The following is a 17,825-nucleotide window of genomic DNA, read 5'->3' on the forward strand; positions in this document are numbered from 1 at the left end:
ACGTCACGGGCGGTGCGGGTAGAGGGTTCTGCGGACGGCGGCGCGGGCGCGGCGCTGGGCGTCGGCGGCGGCCTGCTGCTGCTCGTGCTGCACCTGGTCGTGCCAGAGCACGGCCCAGGCGGCGGCGATCAGCAGGGCGGCGGCGAGGAGGGAGATCAGCACGGGATCTCCTCCGCCGTCGCGGCGACCGGGACGGGGCAGGTGTAGCGGTCGGTCGGGACACCGTCGGCGTAGAGCGCCCAGTAGCCGGACGGGTCCTGCTCGTTGATCGGCGCCCAGTGCAGGCGGGCGTAGGGCTGGAGGCGACGGACGGCGGCCTCGCAGGCCGCGGCGGCGGCCGACCGGCTGACGTACAGACCGGTCGCCCGGGCGTCCAGCTCGGCCCGGTAGACGGTCAGGTCGGTCCGCAGGACGTTCGCGGCCTCCAGGGCCCGGACGATCGCGGCCGGCCGCGGGTCCTGGCCGAGCATCGTGCGCACAACCAACTCGGCGGCGCGGATGAGGTGCTGGCGGGCGCTGATCGGCGGTGCGGGGCTACGGGTAGGCTGGTTCACAGCCCTACCTCCTTCGAGACGTTGATCGGTGGGGCAGAGGGCCTTCGTCCGGCGGCATCCGGGTGAGGGCCCGCCCCATGTCTGGGGGTGGGTCAGGCCGCGGCCGGCTGGCGGCGCGGCGCGCGGCGCGGCTCGGGCGCCCGGAGCGTCGGGTCGAGGCCGCGGTTGGATCGCGAGTCCTGCGACTCGTGCTCGTCCAGCCAGGCGTCCAGCGCCTCGATGCGGAAGAGAACCCGTCCGCCGGCGCGGAAGCCGGGCGGAGCGGTGCGGCGGTGTCGGAGGCCGCGGAGTCCCTTGGGCGTGCGGCCGATGTAGGCGGCGGCCTCATCCAAGGTCAGGACGGGCGACTTCGTGCTGTCCATCGTTTCCCTCCATTGCTCAATGAGTCAGGTCGGCGATTTCGGTGACGTCGACGCCCAGGCCATCGGCGATGCGTCTCATCACCTCGGGCTGGGCGCCGCGCTGCCCTCGCTCGATGCGGGACAAATGCGCAGCTGAGACATCTACTGCGGCGGCGAACCGCCGCAGGCCGTAGCCCAGCCGTTCGCGTCGCTGTCGGATGTTCGGTCCGTGCGCTCTCACGACAGCAACACTATGAGCAACGATGGGAAATGGCAAGCATTGATGAGCAGTGCTTCTGCGCGCGGCCTCTCACCTGGGCAAATGGCGGGAACCTGACTGCACAACCGCAGGCGCGATCTGCGATGCTGTTGCCTAACGTTGACCCGCGTGAGGAATCGGAGCCGTGATGAGCGCAGCCACAGGGGCTGACCTCGACTGGGCCGGGATCGGCCAAGCCATCCGGGAAGCGCGCGTTCGGCTCGGCATGAATCAGACCCAGCTGGCGGATGCGGCTGGCCTGGACCGGCGGACGATCTCCAACTACGAGAACGGTCGTCATCCGGCGTCGGCTCGGATCCCCGAGGGCTACTACGCCGTGGCGAGCGTCTTCGACTGGCCGACGGGCAGCGTCGAGTCGAAGCTGGGCCTCCCCGTGCGCACTCAGCGCACCGGGCGCGGCCCCGACATCGCTTCGCCCTCTCTGGCGCAGTCGCCGGGCGACCTGTTCCCCTGGGTCGGGCGCTTCGCCCGAGCTGCCGTTGCAGCGGGCGGGGACCCCGCGCTGCGGGACCAGCTGGAGGAGGTGGCCGACCGGCTACTGCAGTCCATCGCTTCTGGCGGGCCGACGTCGGCGCCGGCGCACCGGTCCTACGCGCTCGCCGCCTACCGCCCCCATGCCTGGGACGAGGGGGACGTCGGCGTCCCTGACGACGATGCCGAGCGAATCCAGCGTTTCCTGGACGAGCAGATGAGACGTCAGGGCGGGCCGCAGTAGGGAGGGCAACTCCCTGGCATACCCGCTAGCTGGGTGACTTAACGTGCATATTTACTCACCTTTGACCGTGAGAATGTGCCAGAATTCAACCGCCGACATGCCTCCCACACACGTCTGGATGTAGGGGGAGAGGCATGCCCGCAGCCAACGCCGTCGTCGCTGGGCTGTCGTACGACCCTGCCGCCGAGATCGAGATGATGGGGATCCCCATCTACCGGCTCTGGCTGCGGGACACCTGGGGAGCCTGGAGCCCCCGCCACCGCGCCGTGACGATCGCCGCCGGGCTCAGCCCCGTGGAGGAGCGCTGCGTCCTTGCGCATGAACTCGAACACATCCTCGCGAAGGACGCCGGCTGCGGCGTGCCCGCCGGCCGGGCCGCCGAGCGCCGGGCTGACCGGATGGCCGCGCGGAAGCTGGTCGCCCTGTCCGACTTCTGCGCGGCCCGCCAGTGGGCACAGTCCGAGGCAGAGCTCGCCGCCGAGCTGAACATCACCACCTGGGTCCTGCGGGCCCGCCTCGACGACCTGGAGGGGGGTACCCAGTGGCTGGGTACATCGAAGATCGCTGGCTGACCAAGCGCCCCGACCCCGCAACCGGGAAGCGCCGGCGCACCGCGCTCTGGGGCAAGGGCAAGCGCTACAAGGTCGCCGGGATTCCGGGTGTCCGCTCAAGGTCGTTCGACACGGCCGGCGACGCCAAGCTGTGGAAGGACAAGGCGTCCGTCAAGAAGGCTGAGGGGAAGTTCGTCGACCCGCGCGACGGCCAGGTCCTCCTCGCGGACTACATCGAGACCACGTGGTGGCCCGGCACGGAGTACCCACCGTCGTCCCGCGCGACGGTCCAGAGCCGGCTCCGGAATCACATCATCCCGTTGCTCGGGCACCTCCAGCTCAACGAGATCGACTACGAGGTGCTCAAGCAGTGGCGCAAGGACCTGCTCAAGCGGGTGGCGCCGAGCTCCGCCCAGGCGATCTGGGCTCACCTGAACAGCATCCTGGAGGCGGCGCGCAAGGGCCGGCGGATCCCGGAGAACCCGTGTCGGGAGCACTCCGAGCTGCGGCCGGAGGCTGGCGAAGGACGCAAGGCGAAGGCGTGGCCGCGCACGACGGTCGACGGCATCCGGGCCGGTCTCCCCGCCCACTACCAGGTCCTGGTCGACCTCGGGGCCGGCCTCGGCCTGCGCCAGGGCGAGGCCCTCGGGCTCGGAGAGGGCGACTTCGACTGGGAGGCCGGAACGGTCTTCATCCAGCGTCAGCTCCGGCATGACGAGCGCGGGCGCGCCTACTACTGCCTCCCGAAGGGGCGGAAGACCAGGCGCGTGCCGGTGGCACCGAGGCTCGCAGCGCGCATCCGCGAGCACATCGCCCAGCACCCCCCAGTGCCAACGACGCTGCCCTGGCAGGACCCCGAGACGCCGATGACCGACCTGGAGGCGAAGCAGCGCAAGCCGCGGACCGCCAAGCTGCTCGTCGTCACAGCGAAGGATCGAGAGCCGGTCTCGGCCGACGTCTTCAACCGGATCTACTGGAAGCCGGCGCTGGAGGCCGCGGGCGTGATCGCGCGGCTCGACCTCTCGACGCTGCCCGCGGTGAAGTGGCGGCGGCCGAAGAAGACGTACGGCGACACCCGAGAGCACGGCTACCACTGCCTCCGCCACACATACGCCTCGGTGAACCTGGGCGCTGGGGAGGCGCCGGCCGCCGTCTGCGCGTGGATGGGGCACGCCTCCCTGAAGGTGACCCTGGAGGTGTACGGTCATATGGTGCCGGGCGCCGTCCAGCGCGGCCTGGCCGCGATCGACACGTGGTTCGATGCCCCCCAGCCGCAAAATCTCCCTCAGGACTCCCTGGGAGGGCTGGTGGCCCGGTGGGCGGAGGAGCTCTCGCTGGTCGGTGCGGGGTCCGGATCAAAGACGGGCATGAACAAGCAGTTCAAGCGCGTCAACTTCGTCGAGGAGCCCGAACCCCCGAAGGAGTGAGCCGGCCGGCCCCGCGTCCCGGCGCCGATGCGCGAGGATGGGGGCATGCCGAACCGTCTCGCCGACGCGACCTCGCCCTATCTGCAGCAGCACGCCGACAACCCGGTGGACTGGTGGCCCTGGGGCCCCGAGGCCTTCGCGGAGGCACGCCGGCGGGGGGTGCCGGTGCTGCTGTCGGTCGGCTACGCCGCCTGCCACTGGTGCCACGTGATGGCGCACGAGTCCTTCGAGGACGACGCGCTGGCCGCGTACGCCAACGAGCGCTTCGTCGCGGTGAAGGTCGACCGCGAGGAGCGGCCCGACGTCGACGCCGTCTACATGGAGGCGGTGCAGGCCGCCACCGGCCAGGGCGGCTGGCCGATGACGGTCTTCCTCACGCCGGACAAGGACCCGTTCTACTTCGGCACCTACTTCCCGCCCGAGCCCCGGCACGGCATGCCGTCCTTCCGACAGGTGCTGGAGGGCGTGGACGCCGCCTGGCGGGACCGCCGCGAGGAGGTCGGCGAGGTCGCCGCCCGGATCAGGGCCGACCTGGCGGAGCGCGCCTCGGTGTACACGGTCGGCTCCGGGGTGCACCGGCCGCCGGCCGAGGACGACCTGCACCGGGCACTGGTCGAGCTGAGCCGGGGCTTCGACCCCCGGCACGGCGGCTTCGGCGGCGCCCCCAAGTTCCCGCCGGCCATGGTGCTGGAGTTCCTGCTGCGCCACCACGCCAGGACCGGCTCCGAGGCGGCCCTGGAGATGGCCGTCCGCACCGCCGGGGCGATGGCCCGCGGCGGCCTGCACGACCAGCTCGGCGGCGGCTTCGCCCGCTACTCCGTGGACGCCGGCTGGGTGGTGCCGCACTTCGAGAAGATGCTGTACGACAACGCCCTGCTGCTGCGCGCCTACCTGCACCTGTGGCGGGCCACCGGCGACCCGCTCGCCCGCCGGGTCGCGCTCTCCACCGCCGACTTCCTGCTGCGCGAACTGCGCACCCCCGAGGGCGCGTTCGCCTCCGCGCTGGACGCCGACAGCCTCGACCCGGCGACCGGGAAGTCCGCCGAGGGCGCGTACTACGCCTGGACCCCGGCCCAACTGGCCGAGGTGCTCGGCGAGGCGGACGGCGCGCTCGCCGCCGAGCTGTTCACGGTCACCGGCGCGGGCACCTTCGAGCACGGCTCCTCCGTCCTGCAGCTGCTCGCCGACCCGGCGGACCCCGAGGCGTACGAGCGCATCCGCACCCGGCTGTCCGAGGCCCGCGACCGGCGACCGGCGCCCGCCCGGGACGACAAGGTGGTCGCCGCCTGGAACGGCCTCGCCGTCGCGGCGCTCGCCGAGACCGGCGCCCTGCTGGAGCGCCCGGACCTGGTCGAGGCCGCCGAGCGCGCCGCCGACCTGCTGCTCTCCGTCCACCTCACCCCCGAGGGCCGGCTGCTGCGCACCTCCCGGGACGGGCGGGCCGGGGAGAACGCGGGCGTGCTGGAGGACTACGCCGACACCGCCGAGGGCTTCCTCGCGCTGTACGCCGTCACCGGCGCCGCCGAGTGGCTGGACCTCGCCGGGGCCCTGCTCGACACCGTGCTGAAGCATTTCGCCGACGAGGCGTCCGGCGCGCTGTACGACACCGCGGACGACGCCGAGGAGCTGATCCGCCGCCCGCAGGACCCGACCGACAACGCCACCCCGTCCGGCTGGACCGCCGCCGCCAACGCGCTGCTCGGCTACGCCGCGTACACCGGGTCGGAGCGCCACCGCACCGCCGCCGAGCGGGCCCTCGGCATCGTCGGCGCGCTCGCCGCCAAGGCGCCGCGCTTCATCGGCTGGGGCCTGGCCGCCGCCGAGGCGCTGCTGGACGGGCCGCGCGAGGTCGCCGTCGTCGGCCCGGCCGGGGACCCCGCGACGGCCGCCCTGCACCGCACCGCCCTGCTGGGCACCGCGCCCGGCGCGGTGGTCGCGGTGGGCGAGCCGGGGGGCGGCGAGGTGCCGCTGCTGGCCGACCGGCCGCTGGTCGGCGGTGCGCCCGCCGCGTACGTCTGCCGGCACTTCACCTGCGACGCGCCGACCACCGACCCGGCGGTGCTGGCCGAGCGGCTGGGCACGGCCGTTCGGTAGGGGGCGTCCGGTAGGGCCGGCGCCCTCCGGGTGGGGGGTCTCCGGCCGTTCCCGCCGACCGCCGGGGGCTGGGCCTGCGGCGGTGGATGCGGGAAGCTGGCCCCCTGCGGAGGGAGGGGGCGACGGTGCACGGGCTGCTGGAGTGGGGCGCGCGGCGCGAGCCGGCCGAGGTGGTGGCCGGCGCGCTGGTGGTGAACATCGGGTTGCTGGTGGTGGCGGTGCTGGCCGGCACCTGGCTGGTCCGTCGCTTCGGCGGGCGCCGGGTGACCCCGGTCCCCGGGCCGGTGACGGCCGCCGAGTGGTCGCTGGTCGCCGTCGCCGTGCTGCTCAACGCCGGGGTGGGGGTGGCCGGTTGGGCGCTCTGGCGGGCCGGCTGGATCGGCCTGTCGGCGGACACCGGGCTCCGCGCCGCGGCCGAACTCCTGCTGTTCACGCTGTTGATGGACGCGCTGATGTACGCCGGCCACTGGATCGCGCACCGCCGCCGGCTGTACCGGCTGGCGCACGAGATGCACCACCGCTTCCCCGACCCGCGCCCGTCCACGCTGTTCGTGCTGCACCCGCTGGAGGTGCTGGGCTTCGGCGGCACCTGGCTGGCGGTGCTCTGCGTCTGGGACCTCTCGATCGCCGCGATCGGCGGGTACGTCGCCCTGAACCTGGCCTTCGGGCTGCTGGGGCACCTCGGGGTGGAGCCCTTCCCGGCCCGGGTGCGGCGGTGGGCGGTGTTCCGCTGGGTGGCGCTGCCGATGTTCCACGCGGGCCACCACGCCGACCCGGGCGTCAACCTGGGTTTCTACACCACCGTCTGGGACCGCCTGTTCGGCACCGTCGACCCGGGCTACGACCGCGCGCGGACCGCCGCCGACACCGGCTGACCGGCACCGGCTGTCCCGACCCCGGCTGTACGGGGCCCGGGACCCGGCCGCGCCCTCCCGGGGCCGGTCACTCCCAGTCCCAGCGGATGCCCAGCAGGCAGGGCCGCAGCGCGGTGCCGACCAGGTGGACGCAGCGGTGCCCGTCCAGGGTCAACTCCTCGGTCTCGTACGGCTTCTCGCCGGGCGCGGAGAGGGCGAAGCGGTGGCAGCGGACGGGCAGCGCGGCCGGGTGGAAGGTGACCTGCAGGACGTACTGCCCGGCGCCGGAGTGGAAGCCGCGGAGGTACTCGGTGCTGGGCTCGGGCGTCGGGGTGTCGTCGAAGCCGTAGCCGAGCAGATGGGTGTCGCCGGCCCGCAGCCGGCGGTCCAGCAGCAGTTCGGCGACCAGCAGGTCGTGGGCCGGGTCGCGGCGGATCCGGCCGGGCCGGCAGTTCTCCTCGGCGCGGACGCCGACCCGGGCGATGTCGCAGCCGGGATCGCCCTGGTAGATGGCGAGGTAGCGGTCGATGCCGTCGCGGTGGGCGCGCAGCGCGTGCTGGGAGTCGCGGCGGACCATCCGGCGGTCGGCGCCGATCCGGATGCGCTCGATGTGGGTGATGGTGTGCAGCCCGGTGTCGCGGGGGCCGGAGATCTCGGCGAGCAGGTCGTCGACGGCGGCGGGCGGCACGATCAGGTCCCGGTACGGGCGGACGGGCGGGGCGCCGGGTGCGGTGGCGACCGCCCGGCGGGGGCCGAGCAGCCGGGTCAGCGAGTGCGCGGGCAGCTCCAGCACCTGCTCCAACACCCCCACCGCGCGCAGGGATTCGGGCCGCTCGGGGCGACGCAGGCCCTGCTGCCAGTAGCTGAGGCTGGTGACCCCGACCCGCACCCCGCGCCCGGCGAGGTGCTGCTGCAGCCGGTGCAGGGCGAGTCCGCGGGCGGTGATGGCGGCGCGCAGGGCGAGATGGAACGGTCCGGTGCGCAGGACGGTGGCGAGTTCGGTGTGGTCGCCGCGCTGCATTGGCTGCCTCCTCGGCCGGTGGGGCGGCCCGGTTGGGCGTGAATATTCACATGCGGAGGCGGGTTTGTCACCGGTCGGGGCGTGCTGCGCGGGGATTGTCCGTCCGGTGTTCACAACCGGGGGGTGGCGTTCACACCCGACTCCGGCCGCCCCCAAGGGCGTTGACCGGCCACCGTCAGCACCGCATGCTGGCGAACGCGATCCGGACCGCATCCCCCACACCCCTCGACTCCTGCCGCCCTGCCGCAGGACAAGGAGGACCCCCATGTCAGCAAGCCCCTCGCGGGCGAGGCTGCGCCGTGCGGTTTCGGTGATCGCGCTCGGCGTCCTCGGCCCGGCCCTCACCGTCGCGACCGGCAGCCCCGCCCTGGCCGCGGCCGAGCGCTCCGCCCCCCACGGCGCGACCGCTCCCGCCGCCTCCCCCTCCGCCGCCTCCCCCTCCCCCTCCGCCGCCTCCCCCTCCCCCTCCGTCGCGGACGCGGCGGCGGACGCCCCCGCCGGCGGCACGGCCCTGCTCGCCGCGAAGAAGCTCGACCTCACCATGCAGGCCCAGCAGCAGACCAACTGGTGCTGGGCGGCGTCCGGCAACACCATCGCCGCCTGGTACGGCTACACCTACAGCCAGAACCAGTTCTGCAACGCCGCGTTCAACCGCTCGATCAACTCCAGCTGCCCCAACAACCAGGCCACCCTGGGCAATGTGCAGACCGCCCTGCGCTGGATCGGCATCAACCCCGGCTCGTACGTCACCGGCTACCTGCGCTACAGCACGGTGCAGACCGAGCTGAACGCCGACCGGCCGATCGAGACGCGCATCCAGTGGAGCTCCGGCGGCGGCCACATGCACGTCGTCTACGGGTACGACACCGCGAACAACTGGGTCTACTGGGGCGACCCGTGGCCGTCCAGCTACCGCTACAACTGGGCGGACTACGACTACTACGTCTCCAACAGCAGCTTCTCCTGGACCCACTCCCTGTACCGGATCGGCGCGTGAGGGGCGACCATGACTGACATCCGCAAGGACGCCCTGCTCCGCTCGGCCGCCGCCCTGCTGCTCGCAGCGGGGCTCGGCCTGACCCTCGCCCCGGCCGCTCAGGCGGACGGCGCCCCCGCCGGAGCCCCCGGCGGCGGCGCCCCCGCGCCGGTGGCCGCCGCCGACCTGGCGCAGGCCCGCGCGGCGGCCCAGAGCCCGGCGGTGCTGGACCGGCTCGGGCAGTTCTTCGCCGGAGCCGGAGCCGGAGCCGCCGCAGGCCCGGCGGGCCGGGCCGGCAAGGCCCCGCAGGCGGCCTCGAACGGGGCACCGCAGGCCGCACCGCAGGCAACACCGCAGGCAACACCGCGCCTGGTCGGCGAGACCGTGCCGGTCTACACGCTGGACGCGGGCTTCGTGGCCGGCCGCGCGGGCGCCCCGGTGGCCCGGGCCGAGTTCACCGCGAGCAAGGCGGTGGCGGCCGACGGCCGGTCCGCCTCGGTCTGGACGGTCCGCCAGGGCGACGGCTGGCGGGTGGTCAACATCGCCTCGGGCGGCGACGAGACCGACTACGCGGCCCGCGCCGCGGCGGGCGGCGGCGGTACGGCGTTCCGCGAGCCGCAGCTCGGCGCCTGGTACGTGCTGCGCGACGGCCGGGTGCTGCCGCTGGACGAGGCCGGCCGCCGCTCGGTCGGCGAGGCCGGGGTGAGCCTGGCCGGGTACCAGGAGCTGGTCGCGCGGCGGTACGGCGACAAGCTGCCCGGTTCGGCGTACGACCGGGCCGGGAAGGGCGGCGGCTACGGACCGGAGGCCGCCTCCGGGGCGGCGGGCGGCGGCGGCGGTTCGCTGCCCGCCGCCACCGCGGCCGCCGCCCTGGGCGCCACCGTGCTGGTGGGCGCGGGCGCCGCGGTGCGCCGCCGGGCGGGCTCCCGGCGGAGCCGGTAGGACCGGCCGGGCACGGCCCGACGGGCGGGTGGCGGACTTCGCCACCCGCCCGTCGGTGTTTTGTGCGGAGCACGTCACTCCCCGTGGCGGCCCCCTTCCGGCCCGGGCGGTGCGTGCCCGATCGGTGACACTCGGTGCTGTGTCCCTGAAGTGCGGGTTCCGCACGTGGAATTGACGCAACGTTGATCTGGCGTTCGCCGCCCCGGGGGGTGGTCGGGTCACTGTCGGTAGATACCATGTGGCAATCGGTCAGTGCTGACCGTTGCGTGCCGAGAGCGGAGATGGGGTGGGGCGGCAGGAGCCGACCACGAGCCCGGCGCACGAGAAGGGGAGCCGAGGAATGGCCGACAACGAGTCGGGCGTCGCCCAGATCTGGGGCGCCGCCGTGGTGGTGGGATCCGCGCTGGCCGTGGTCGCGGCCTATCTGATCAACGGCGCCGCGCTGGTGCTGACGGTCGCCGGGGTGGAGACGCTGCTGCTCATGGTCTACGTGGCGCGGCGCTGGCGGGCCAACCGCGCGCCGGTGCTGCCGCGCGGCCACCGCACGCCCTCCGGCAGGCCGGATGCGGCGCACTGCGAGCGCTGCCGCCGGGCCCGCGAGGCGCTGGACGCCCGGGCGCACGGCCGGTCGGCCGCCCGCCCGGGGCTGCCCGGTTCAGTCGGTGACGCTGTACGCCACCAGTGAGACGCCGACGTACTGCACGATGAAGGCGCCGAGGGTGAAGGCGTGGAACACCTCGTGGAAGCCGAACCAGCGGGGTGAGGGGTTGGGCCGCTTGAGTCCGTACACCACGCCGCCGAGGCTGTAGAGGACCCCGCCGACGATCATCAGCACCAGGACGGCCACGCCGCCGGTGCGCAGGAAGTCCGGCAGGAAGAACGCGGCGGCCCAGCCGAGCGCGAGGTAGACCGGGGTGTAGAGCCAGCGCGGGGCGCCGACCCAGAACACCCGGAACGCGATGCCCGCCAGCGCGCCGCCCCAGACCGCCCAGAGCAGCAGCTGCCGGGCGGCGCCGTCCAGCAGCAGGATGGTGAACGGGGTGTAGGTGCCGGCGATGATCAGGAAGATGTTGGCGTGGTCGAGCCGGCGCAGGACGGCGTCGCCGCGCGGGCCCCAGTCGAAGCGGTGGTAGACCGCGCTCACCCCGAACAGCAGCCAGGCGCTGACCGAGTAGACCGCGCAGGCGGCCTTGGCGGCCGGTGAGTCGGCCAGGCAGATCAGCACGATCCCGGCGGCGACGGTGGCGGGGAACATCCCGGCGTGCAGCCAGCCGCGCCACTTCGGCTTGATCTCCGCCAACGTGTCGGTGCCGGTCCCGGCGATCCCGGCGCTCTCCGCGCTCCGTGCGAGCTCAGCAGTCATGGGCAGCATCGTAGCGACTACTTACGGAACCGTAGGTTACCTCCAGGTAGGAAGTGGCGATGGTCACTCTTGGACGTTTTGGAGTGTTCGAGAGGGGTGTTCGAGGGGTCGAGGGCGGACGGGAGCGCCTAGTTACCGGCCGGAAACTATCCATGGAGTAGTAAAGAAAGCGCCAATTTCACCGATGCGCCGTATTCGGGCCCGGTGGCCGGAGCTACGCTGCAAGCACCCTCAAACCCCCGCTACGCCGTCTCCCCGCCGGGATGGCGTGAAACGGAGCGATCGTGTCGTACGAGAACTCTGCTCACAGCGCATCCGCGCCCACCCGTCACAAGCGTCTGCTGGCCTGGGTGAGCGAGATCGCGGAGCTGACCCAGCCGGAGCGCATCGAGTGGTGCGACGGTTCCGAGGAGGAGTTCCAGCGCCTCGCGGACCTGCTGGTGGCTCAGGGCACCTTCAAGAAGCTCAACGAGGAGAAGCGCCCCAACTCGTACTACGCCGCCTCGGACCCCACGGACGTGGCGCGCGTGGAGGACCGCACCTACATCTGCTCCGAGCAGGAGAAGGACGCGGGCCCGACCAACAACTGGAAGGCCCCCGCCGAGATGCGCGAGGTCTTCCAGGGCGACAGCGGCCTGTTCCGCGGCGCGATGAAGGGCCGCACGATGTACGTCGTGCCCTTCTCGATGGGGCCGGTCGGCTCCCCGCTGGCCGCGTACGGCGTCGAGATCACCGACTCCCCGTACGTCGCGGTGTCGATGCGCGTGATGACCCGCATGGGCAACGCCGTGATCGACCAGCTCGGCGAGGACGGTGACTTCGTCAAGGCGGTGCACACCGTCGGGGCCCCGCTCGGCGAGGGCGAGGCGGACGTCCCGTGGCCGTGCAACAGCACCAAGTACATCTCGCACTTCCCGGAGACCAAGGAGATCTGGTCCTTCGGCTCCGGCTACGGCGGCAACGCCCTGCTCGGCAAGAAGTGCTACGCGCTGCGCATCGCCTCGACGATGGCGCGCGACGAGGGCTGGCTGGCCGAGCACATGCTCGTCCTCAAGCTGACCCCGCCGAGCGGCGAGGCCAAGTACGTCGCGGCGGCCTTCCCGTCGGCCTGCGGCAAGACCAACCTGGCCATGCTCCAGCCGACCATCGAGGGCTGGAAGGTCGAGACGATCGGCGACGACATCGCCTGGATGCGCTTCGGCGCCGACGGCCGGCTCTACGCCATCAACCCGGAGGCCGGCTTCTTCGGCGTGGCCCCCGGCACCGGCAAGGACACCAACGCCAACGCCATCGACACCCTGTGGGGCAACACGGTCTTCACCAACGTCGCCCTCACCGACGACGGCGACGTGTGGTGGGAGGGCCTCACCGACGAGCTCCCGGCCCACCTCACCGACTGGCGCGGCAACGACTGGACCCCGGAGTCCGGCACCCCGGCGGCCCACCCGAACGCCCGCTTCGCCGTCCCGGCCGCGCAGTGCCCGACGATCGCCCCCGAGTGGGAGGACCCGGCGGGCGTCCCGATCTCGGCGATCCTCTTCGGCGGCCGCCGCGCCACCGCCGTCCCGCTGGTCACCGAGTCCTTCGGCTGGCAGCACGGCGTCTTCCTCGGCGCGAACATCGCCTCCGAGAAGACCGCCGCCCAGGAGGGCACCGTCGGCGAGCTGCGCCGCGACCCGTTCGCGATGCTGCCGTTCTGCGGCTACAACATGGGCGACTACTTCGCCCACTGGCTGAAGATCGGCGCGGAGGCGGACGCCGCCAAGCTCCCCAAGATCTACTACGTGAACTGGTTCCGCAAGAACGGCGCGGGCAAGTTCGTCTGGCCGGGCTACGGCGAGAACAGCCGCGTGCTCAAGTGGATCGTCGAGCGCCTGGAGGGCAACGGCGCGGGCGTCGAGACCCCGATCGGCGTGCTGCCGACCGTCGAGGGCTTCGACCTGACGGGCCTGGAGCTGTCCAAGGAGGACCTCGACCTCCTGTTCACCGTCGACGCCGACATCTGGCGCCAGGAGGCCGCGCTCGTGCCGGCCCACCTGGAGCTGTTCGGCGACCACACGCCCAAGGAGCTGTGGGACGAGTACCGAGACCTCGTCGCCCGCCTCGGCTGAGCCTGAGCCTCAACCGCGGTGAGTAACGGGCGGTGCGTGGCACGAATCGCGCACCGCCCGGCGACAGGACGGCCGGAGCACCGCCGGACGATCTTTCCCCGACCAAGGAGATCGTCCGGACCGGGGCTCCGGCCGTAGTCCGTTCCGGGGCCGCTCGGGCCGCGGCCGGGTGCAGCCGCTCGGGGCTGTGTCGTCAGGGCCCGAGCCGCTCGGGCCCGCGTCGCTCCGGCCCGCGTCGCTCAGGGCTGGGCGTAGCCGCTCAGGAAATCACCGATCCGGGTGACGGCGTCGGTGATCTCCTCCGCGCGCGGCAGGGTGACCAGCCGGAAGTGGTCCGGCTCGGGCCAGTTGAAGCCGGTGCCCTGGACGACCAGGATGCGCTGGGCGCGCAGCAGGTCGAGGACCATCTGCGCGTCGTCCTTGATCTTGTAGACCTTCGGGTCCAGCCGGGGGAAGGCGTACAGCGCGCCCTTCGGCTTCACGCAGCTGACGCCCGGGATGTCGTTGAGCAGCTGGTACGCGGCGTCCCTGGACTCCAGCAGCCGGCCGCCGGGCAGCACCAGGTCCTTGATCGACTGCCGGCCGCCGAGCGCCGCGGCCACCGCGTGCTGGGCCGGCATGTTGGCGCACAGCCGCATGGAGGCGAGCACCGTCAGGCCCTCGATGTAGCTGCGGGCGCGGTGCCGGTCGCCGGAGAGGACCATCCAGCCGGAGCGGAAGCCCGCCACCCGGTAGGACTTGGACATCCCGTTGAAGGTGACGCAGAAGAGGTCCGGGGCCAGCGTGGCCAGCGGGGTGTGCTCGGCGTCGTCGTAGAGGATCTTGTCGTAGATCTCGTCCGCGTAGACCACCAGCTTGTGCCGGCGGGCGATCTCGACCAGGCCCTCCAGGATCTCGCGGGGGTAGACCGCGCCGGTCGGGTTGTTCGGGTTGATCACCACGATCGCCCTGGTCCGGTCGGTGACCTTGGACTCGATGTCGGCGAGATCGGGGTACCACTCGGACTGCTCGTCGCAGCGGTAGTGCACCGCGGTGCCGCCGGCCAGCGAGACCGAGGCCGTCCAGAGCGGGTAGTCCGGCGCGGGGACGAGCACCTCGTCGCCGTCGTCCAGCAGGGCGGTCATGGCGAGCTGGATCAGCTCGGAGACGCCGTTGCCGAGGAAGACGTCCTCGACCGAGAGGCCGTGCAGGCCGCGCTCCTCGTAGTGCATGACCACCGCGCGGCGCGCGGAGAGCAGGCCCTTGGAGTCGCCGTACCCGTGCGCGCCCGCGAGGTTGCGCAGGATGTCCTGGAGGATCTCCGGGGGCGCCTCGAAGCCGAACACGGCGGGGTTGCCGGTGTTGAGCTTCAGGATGCGGTGGCCCTGTTCCTCCAGCCGCATCGCCTCGTCGAGCACCGGACCGCGGATGTCGTAGCAGACATTGGCGAGCTTGCTGGACTGGATGACCTGCATGCCTGCCTACTTTACGGGGCCCGGGGTACCGCGGGCGCGTGTCGTGGGACACGTGGTCGCGGGCCCGCGGGCGGCGGAACGTCGGAGGAAAGCACGGGGCCCGTCGCACCGGATCGGTGCGACGGGCCCCGGTCGGCGCGCGGGCCCCACCCTCAAGGAGCGGCGCGCCGGGGGGATTACGGCATGGAGTGGACGAACGGGCCGACCGCGTTGGAGAACGCGTTGCCGTTGGTGGAGTCCCAGTTGGTGGACCAGGTCATCGCGCCGCGGATGGTCGGCCACTTGGCCGGCGGGACGAAGCTGCCGCAGCTGTTGCCGGTGGCGAGGCAGTCCAGCGCGTTGTTGACCACGCTCGGGGCGACGTAGCCGCCGCCGGCCGCCTTGGTGGAGGCGGGGACGCCGATGCCGACCTGGTCGGGCCGCAGGCCGCCCTGGATGTGGGTGCAGACCTGGGCGGTGATGAAGTCGATGGTGCCCTGGTTGTAGACCTTGCCGTCGCAGCCGTTCATGCCGCCCGAGTTGTAGAACTGGGTGTTGACGACGGTCAGGATGTCCTTGGTCTTCAGCGCCAGCTGGAAGTAGGAGCCGGCGGTGGAGTACATCCCGATGGTCTCCGGGGCCATGGTCAGGATGAAGCCCGGGCCGACCTTGGCCTGCAGCGCGTGCAGCGCGTCGGCCAGGAAGTTCGCGTTGAGGCCGTTCTCCAGGTCGACGTCGAGGCCGTCGAAGCCGTAGTCCTTGATCACCGCGTGGGCGGTCTCGACGAAGGCGGACGCGGCGGCGGCGTCATTGATGTGGATCATGCCGTTCTGGCCGCCGATGGAGATGATGACCTTCTTGCCGGCCGCCTGCTTGGCCTTCACGTCCGCCCGGAACTGGGCGTCGGTGTAGCCGCCGAGGCCCGCGGAGAGCTCCGGGTCGAGCTTGAAGGTGATCGCGCCGGGGCGGTTGGCGACGGCGTCGGCGAAGGAGACCGCGATGATGTCGTACGCGCTCTGGACGTCGCTCAGCCGCTGGAGGTTGTTGCCCTTGTTGTCGAAGTTGTGCCAGTAGCCGGTGACCACGTGCTTGGGCAGGCCGGTGTTGGGGTTGCCGGTGCTGGTCGCGGTGGGGGTGGGGGTCGCCGTCTGGGTGGCCGTCGCGGTCGCGGTGGGGGTCGGCGTCGCGGTGGCCGTCGGCGAGGCGGTGGTGGTGGCCGTGGCCGTCGCGGTGGGGGTGGGCGTCGCCGTCCGGGTGGGGGTCGGGGAGGCGGTGCCGGCCGGACCGGTCAGCGTGACGTCGTCGGCGTTGTAGGCGCCCTGCCCGTACCAGCCGTGCAGGTAGAGGGTGACGCTGTTGGTGGTCGCACCCGTGGTGAAGGTGGTGGAGAGCTGGTTCCAGCTGTTCTGGTTCGACCAGGCGCTCGGGTCGGTGCCGCCGGTGCCGCGGGCGCCGAGGTAGGTGTACGGGCCCTGCACCCAGCCGCTGAGCGTGTAGCTGGTGTTGGGGAGAACGCTGACCGTCTGGGTGCACTCGGCGGTGTCCGCGGCGCCCGGCGCGGCCTGCAGCGCGCCGGTGCCGGAGTGCGCCGGGGAGGCGACGGCGGTGGCCGCACCGGTACAGGTCCAGCCGCCGAGGCCGCTCTCGAAGCCGCCGTTGACGACCAGGTCGCCCACGGCCGCGTTGGCGCCGCCGGCGAACAGCGCCAGGCCGCTGCCGGCCACGGCGAGGGCGGTGGCGCCGGCCGCGAGGGCCGGGAGGGGGGTGCGCCGGCGCCGGTGCGCGGGCTGGTTCAGCGTACGGGCCATGGAGGTGACGCTCCTGGGGGAGGGGAGGCCGCCGCGGTGGGGGGCGCGGCGGCCTCGTGTGGGGGAGGGGAGGTCCGCAGTACTGCCTGCGGGCGGGGCCGGCGACCGCTCGGTGCCGTGTTCCGCCCTGGGTCACAAGCTGGACTAGACCACAAGGGGTCGTCAAGCATTGAACGGTCGGCTTACGGAACCCTTAAGGAAGCGGAGACCGTTCCGTATCCGGGCCGCGGCCGCCCCCGGCGGACGCCCCGGGCGCGGGCCCGGACGGGTTCCGGCCACCTCCGCCGCGCCTGTCGGCACAGACCCAGTACGAGACCGTGACCGGACCGTGGCCTGCGGCTTTACCGGGTGGCTCCGGGCGGGAGTAGGCTGCGCCGGGGGCTGTGACGCACACCGGGGAAGAGTACGGAGGGGCCGAAAACCATGGGTCTGCGCGATGTCGTCGAACGGACACCGGGGCTGCGTACCCTGCTGGACGGTATGTACGGCCTGTACGGCCGCCGGGTCGAGGTGCACCTCGCCCGCACCCCGGACCACATCGGGGTGATCCTCGACGGCAACCGCCGCTGGGCCAAGGCCACCGGCGGCTCCACCGCGTACGGCCACCGCCGCGGTGCCGACAAGATCACCGAGTTCCTCGGCTGGTGCGACGAGACCCACGTCAAGGTCGTCACCCTGTGGATGCTCTCCACCGACAACCTCTCCCGCCCGGCCGAGGAACTCGTGCCGCTGCTCGGGATCATCGAGGACGCGGTGACCGGCCTGGCCGAGGCCCGCCGCTGGCGGATCCACCCGGTGGGCGCGCTGGACCTGCTGCCGCAGCACACCGCCGACGTGCTCAAGCGGGCCGCCGAGGAGACCGCCGGCATCGAGGGCATCACCGTCAACGTGGCGGTCGGCTATGGCGGCCGGCACGAGATCGCGGACGCCGTCCGCTCGCTGCTCCAGGAGCACGCCGAGCGCGGCACCTCGATCGAGGAACTGGCCGAGGTCCTCGACGTCGAGCACATCGCCGAGCACCTGTACACCAAGGGCCAGCCCGACCCCGACCTGGTGATCCGCACCTCCGGCGAGCAGCGGCTGTCCGGGTTCCTGCTCTGGCAGAGCGCGCACAGCGAGTTCTACTTCTGCGAGGCGTACTGGCCGGCCTTCCGGAAGGTCGACTTCCTGCGGGCGCTGCGCGCGTTCGAGCAGCGGAACCGGCGGTTGGGTCTCTAGGGCCGGGCAGGCCCTGGGCCGGAAGGTCTCCAGTAGAGCTGGCGTACCCGGTCCCGTGGCGGGGGCAAACGTTCACCGGCAATGATCCGTCAGTTCGCCCGGGGCGCGAATGCACCGCCCCTCGCCTGGGAATACTC

General features: G+C 72.7%; 18 protein-coding genes. 10 read left to right on the plus strand and 8 right to left on the minus strand.

Features of this window, described 5'->3' with window-relative positions; genetic code table 11:
* Window positions 1-3: 3 nt before the first annotated feature.
* The 4 genes from ACWGB8_RS08005 to ACWGB8_RS08020 form a co-directional block, all read right to left on the minus strand.
* Window positions 4-162 carry a hypothetical protein gene (locus ACWGB8_RS08005; RefSeq protein WP_452211354.1) on the minus strand — a complete coding sequence of 53 codons (159 nt, stop codon included), beginning with the start codon at window positions 160-162 and terminating at the stop codon, window positions 4-6.
* Entirely contained in the window at window positions 156-554 is a 399-nt protein-coding gene (locus tag ACWGB8_RS08010) for a hypothetical protein (RefSeq protein ID WP_452211356.1), read from the minus strand. Before ACWGB8_RS08010 ends, ACWGB8_RS08005 begins: the two co-directional genes overlap by 7 nt.
* Window positions 555-646: 92 nt before the next feature.
* Window positions 647-916 (minus strand): helix-turn-helix domain-containing protein, encoded by a 270-nt coding sequence (locus ACWGB8_RS08015; RefSeq protein ID WP_452211358.1) that lies wholly within the window; start codon window positions 914-916, stop codon window positions 647-649.
* A gap of 16 nt (window positions 917-932) precedes the next feature.
* Window positions 933-1,136 carry a helix-turn-helix domain-containing protein gene (locus tag ACWGB8_RS08020; protein WP_452211360.1) on the minus strand — a complete coding sequence of 68 codons (204 nt, stop codon included), beginning with the start codon at window positions 1,134-1,136 and terminating at the stop codon, window positions 933-935.
* Window positions 1,137-1,302: 166 nt separating this feature from the next.
* On the opposite strand from ACWGB8_RS08020, the gene ACWGB8_RS08025 reads away from it, so the two are divergent.
* From ACWGB8_RS08025 to ACWGB8_RS08045, 5 genes are all read left to right on the plus strand, one after another.
* The gene (locus ACWGB8_RS08025) at window positions 1,303-1,890 is read left to right on the plus strand and encodes a helix-turn-helix transcriptional regulator (protein WP_452211362.1); all 588 of its coding nucleotides are present in this window, start codon (window positions 1,303-1,305) and stop codon (window positions 1,888-1,890) included.
* Between the two features lie 134 nt (window positions 1,891-2,024).
* A complete protein-coding gene (locus ACWGB8_RS08030; protein WP_452211364.1) occupies window positions 2,025-2,462 on the plus strand; it encodes an ImmA/IrrE family metallo-endopeptidase in 438 nt (145 codons plus the stop codon).
* Window positions 2,432-3,868, plus strand: coding sequence for a tyrosine-type recombinase/integrase (locus ACWGB8_RS08035; RefSeq protein WP_452211366.1), 1,437 nt, complete (start codon window positions 2,432-2,434; stop codon window positions 3,866-3,868). Before ACWGB8_RS08030 ends, ACWGB8_RS08035 begins: the two co-directional genes overlap by 31 nt.
* A gap of 45 nt (window positions 3,869-3,913) precedes the next feature.
* Window positions 3,914-5,962 (plus strand): thioredoxin domain-containing protein, encoded by a 2,049-nt coding sequence (locus ACWGB8_RS08040; protein WP_452211368.1) that lies wholly within the window; start codon window positions 3,914-3,916, stop codon window positions 5,960-5,962.
* 125 nt (window positions 5,963-6,087) lie between these two features.
* Window positions 6,088-6,837 (plus strand): sterol desaturase family protein, encoded by a 750-nt coding sequence (locus tag ACWGB8_RS08045; protein WP_452211370.1) that lies wholly within the window; start codon window positions 6,088-6,090, stop codon window positions 6,835-6,837.
* A 67-nt stretch (window positions 6,838-6,904) separates the two neighbouring features.
* Here ACWGB8_RS08045 and ACWGB8_RS08050 read toward each other — a convergent pair whose 3' ends face one another.
* Complete coding sequence (locus tag ACWGB8_RS08050) at window positions 6,905-7,837, minus strand: hypothetical protein (RefSeq protein WP_452211372.1); 933 nt, start codon at window positions 7,835-7,837, stop codon at window positions 6,905-6,907.
* Window positions 7,838-8,102: 265 nt separating this feature from the next.
* Here ACWGB8_RS08050 and ACWGB8_RS08055 point away from each other — a divergent pair, with 265 nt between their 5' ends.
* The 3 genes from ACWGB8_RS08055 to ACWGB8_RS08065 all read left to right on the plus strand — a co-directional run bounded on the left by ACWGB8_RS08055 (window position 8,103) and on the right by ACWGB8_RS08065 (window position 10,440).
* Window positions 8,103-8,834 carry a papain-like cysteine protease family protein gene (locus ACWGB8_RS08055; RefSeq protein ID WP_452211374.1) on the plus strand — a complete coding sequence of 244 codons (732 nt, stop codon included), beginning with the start codon at window positions 8,103-8,105 and terminating at the stop codon, window positions 8,832-8,834.
* 9 nt (window positions 8,835-8,843) lie between these two features.
* On the plus strand, window positions 8,844-9,755 hold the full coding sequence (locus ACWGB8_RS08060; protein WP_452211376.1) for a hypothetical protein: 912 nt from the start codon (window positions 8,844-8,846) through the stop codon (window positions 9,753-9,755).
* A gap of 340 nt (window positions 9,756-10,095) precedes the next feature.
* A complete protein-coding gene (locus ACWGB8_RS08065) occupies window positions 10,096-10,440 on the plus strand; it encodes a hypothetical protein (protein ID WP_452211378.1) in 345 nt (114 codons plus the stop codon).
* On the opposite strand, the gene trhA is transcribed toward ACWGB8_RS08065, so the two are convergent.
* Window positions 10,411-11,118 carry a PAQR family membrane homeostasis protein TrhA gene (gene trhA / locus ACWGB8_RS08070; RefSeq protein ID WP_452211380.1) on the minus strand — a complete coding sequence of 236 codons (708 nt, stop codon included), beginning with the start codon at window positions 11,116-11,118 and terminating at the stop codon, window positions 10,411-10,413. The genes ACWGB8_RS08065 and trhA overlap by 30 nt on opposite strands.
* A 284-nt stretch (window positions 11,119-11,402) precedes the next feature.
* Here trhA and ACWGB8_RS08075 point away from each other — a divergent pair, with 284 nt between their 5' ends.
* Window positions 11,403-13,229, plus strand: coding sequence for a phosphoenolpyruvate carboxykinase (GTP) (locus tag ACWGB8_RS08075; protein WP_452211381.1), 1,827 nt, complete (start codon window positions 11,403-11,405; stop codon window positions 13,227-13,229).
* Between the two features lie 239 nt (window positions 13,230-13,468).
* On the opposite strand, the gene ACWGB8_RS08080 is transcribed toward ACWGB8_RS08075, so the two are convergent.
* Complete coding sequence (locus ACWGB8_RS08080; RefSeq protein WP_452211383.1) at window positions 13,469-14,683, minus strand: pyridoxal phosphate-dependent aminotransferase; 1,215 nt, start codon at window positions 14,681-14,683, stop codon at window positions 13,469-13,471.
* A gap of 176 nt (window positions 14,684-14,859) precedes the next feature.
* The gene (locus tag ACWGB8_RS08085; protein WP_452211385.1) at window positions 14,860-16,470 is read right to left on the minus strand and encodes a chitinase; all 1,611 of its coding nucleotides are present in this window, start codon (window positions 16,468-16,470) and stop codon (window positions 14,860-14,862) included.
* A 423-nt stretch (window positions 16,471-16,893) separates the two neighbouring features.
* Between ACWGB8_RS08085 and ACWGB8_RS08090 the strand changes: the two genes are divergently transcribed.
* Window positions 16,894-17,688 carry an isoprenyl transferase gene (locus ACWGB8_RS08090; RefSeq protein ID WP_452211387.1) on the plus strand — a complete coding sequence of 265 codons (795 nt, stop codon included), beginning with the start codon at window positions 16,894-16,896 and terminating at the stop codon, window positions 17,686-17,688.
* Window positions 17,689-17,825: the final 137 nt, after the last annotated feature.

Source organism: Kitasatospora sp. NPDC054939, assembly GCF_053610105.1.

Bases quoted from the DNA above. Each gene is read 5' to 3' on its own strand.
- ACWGB8_RS08050 (WP_452211372.1), bottom strand. From the start codon at position 7,837: ATGCAGCGCGGCGACCACACCGAACTCGCCACCGTCCTGCGCACCGGA.
- ACWGB8_RS08090 (WP_452211387.1), top strand. From the start codon at position 16,894: ATGGGTCTGCGCGATGTCGTCGAACGGACACCGGGGCTGCGTACCCTG.
- ACWGB8_RS08085 (WP_452211385.1), bottom strand. From the start codon at position 16,470: ATGGCCCGTACGCTGAACCAGCCCGCGCACCGGCGCCGGCGCACCCCC.
- ACWGB8_RS08015 (WP_452211358.1), bottom strand. From the start codon at position 916: ATGGACAGCACGAAGTCGCCCGTCCTGACCTTGGATGAGGCCGCCGCC.
- ACWGB8_RS08060 (WP_452211376.1), top strand. From the start codon at position 8,844: ATGACTGACATCCGCAAGGACGCCCTGCTCCGCTCGGCCGCCGCCCTG.
- ACWGB8_RS08025 (WP_452211362.1), top strand. From the start codon at position 1,303: ATGAGCGCAGCCACAGGGGCTGACCTCGACTGGGCCGGGATCGGCCAA.
- trhA (WP_452211380.1), bottom strand. From the start codon at position 11,118: ATGACTGCTGAGCTCGCACGGAGCGCGGAGAGCGCCGGGATCGCCGGG.
- ACWGB8_RS08030 (WP_452211364.1), top strand. From the start codon at position 2,025: ATGCCCGCAGCCAACGCCGTCGTCGCTGGGCTGTCGTACGACCCTGCC.
- ACWGB8_RS08080 (WP_452211383.1), bottom strand. From the start codon at position 14,683: ATGCAGGTCATCCAGTCCAGCAAGCTCGCCAATGTCTGCTACGACATC.
- ACWGB8_RS08055 (WP_452211374.1), top strand. From the start codon at position 8,103: ATGTCAGCAAGCCCCTCGCGGGCGAGGCTGCGCCGTGCGGTTTCGGTG.
- ACWGB8_RS08065 (WP_452211378.1), top strand. From the start codon at position 10,096: ATGGCCGACAACGAGTCGGGCGTCGCCCAGATCTGGGGCGCCGCCGTG.
- ACWGB8_RS08040 (WP_452211368.1), top strand. From the start codon at position 3,914: ATGCCGAACCGTCTCGCCGACGCGACCTCGCCCTATCTGCAGCAGCAC.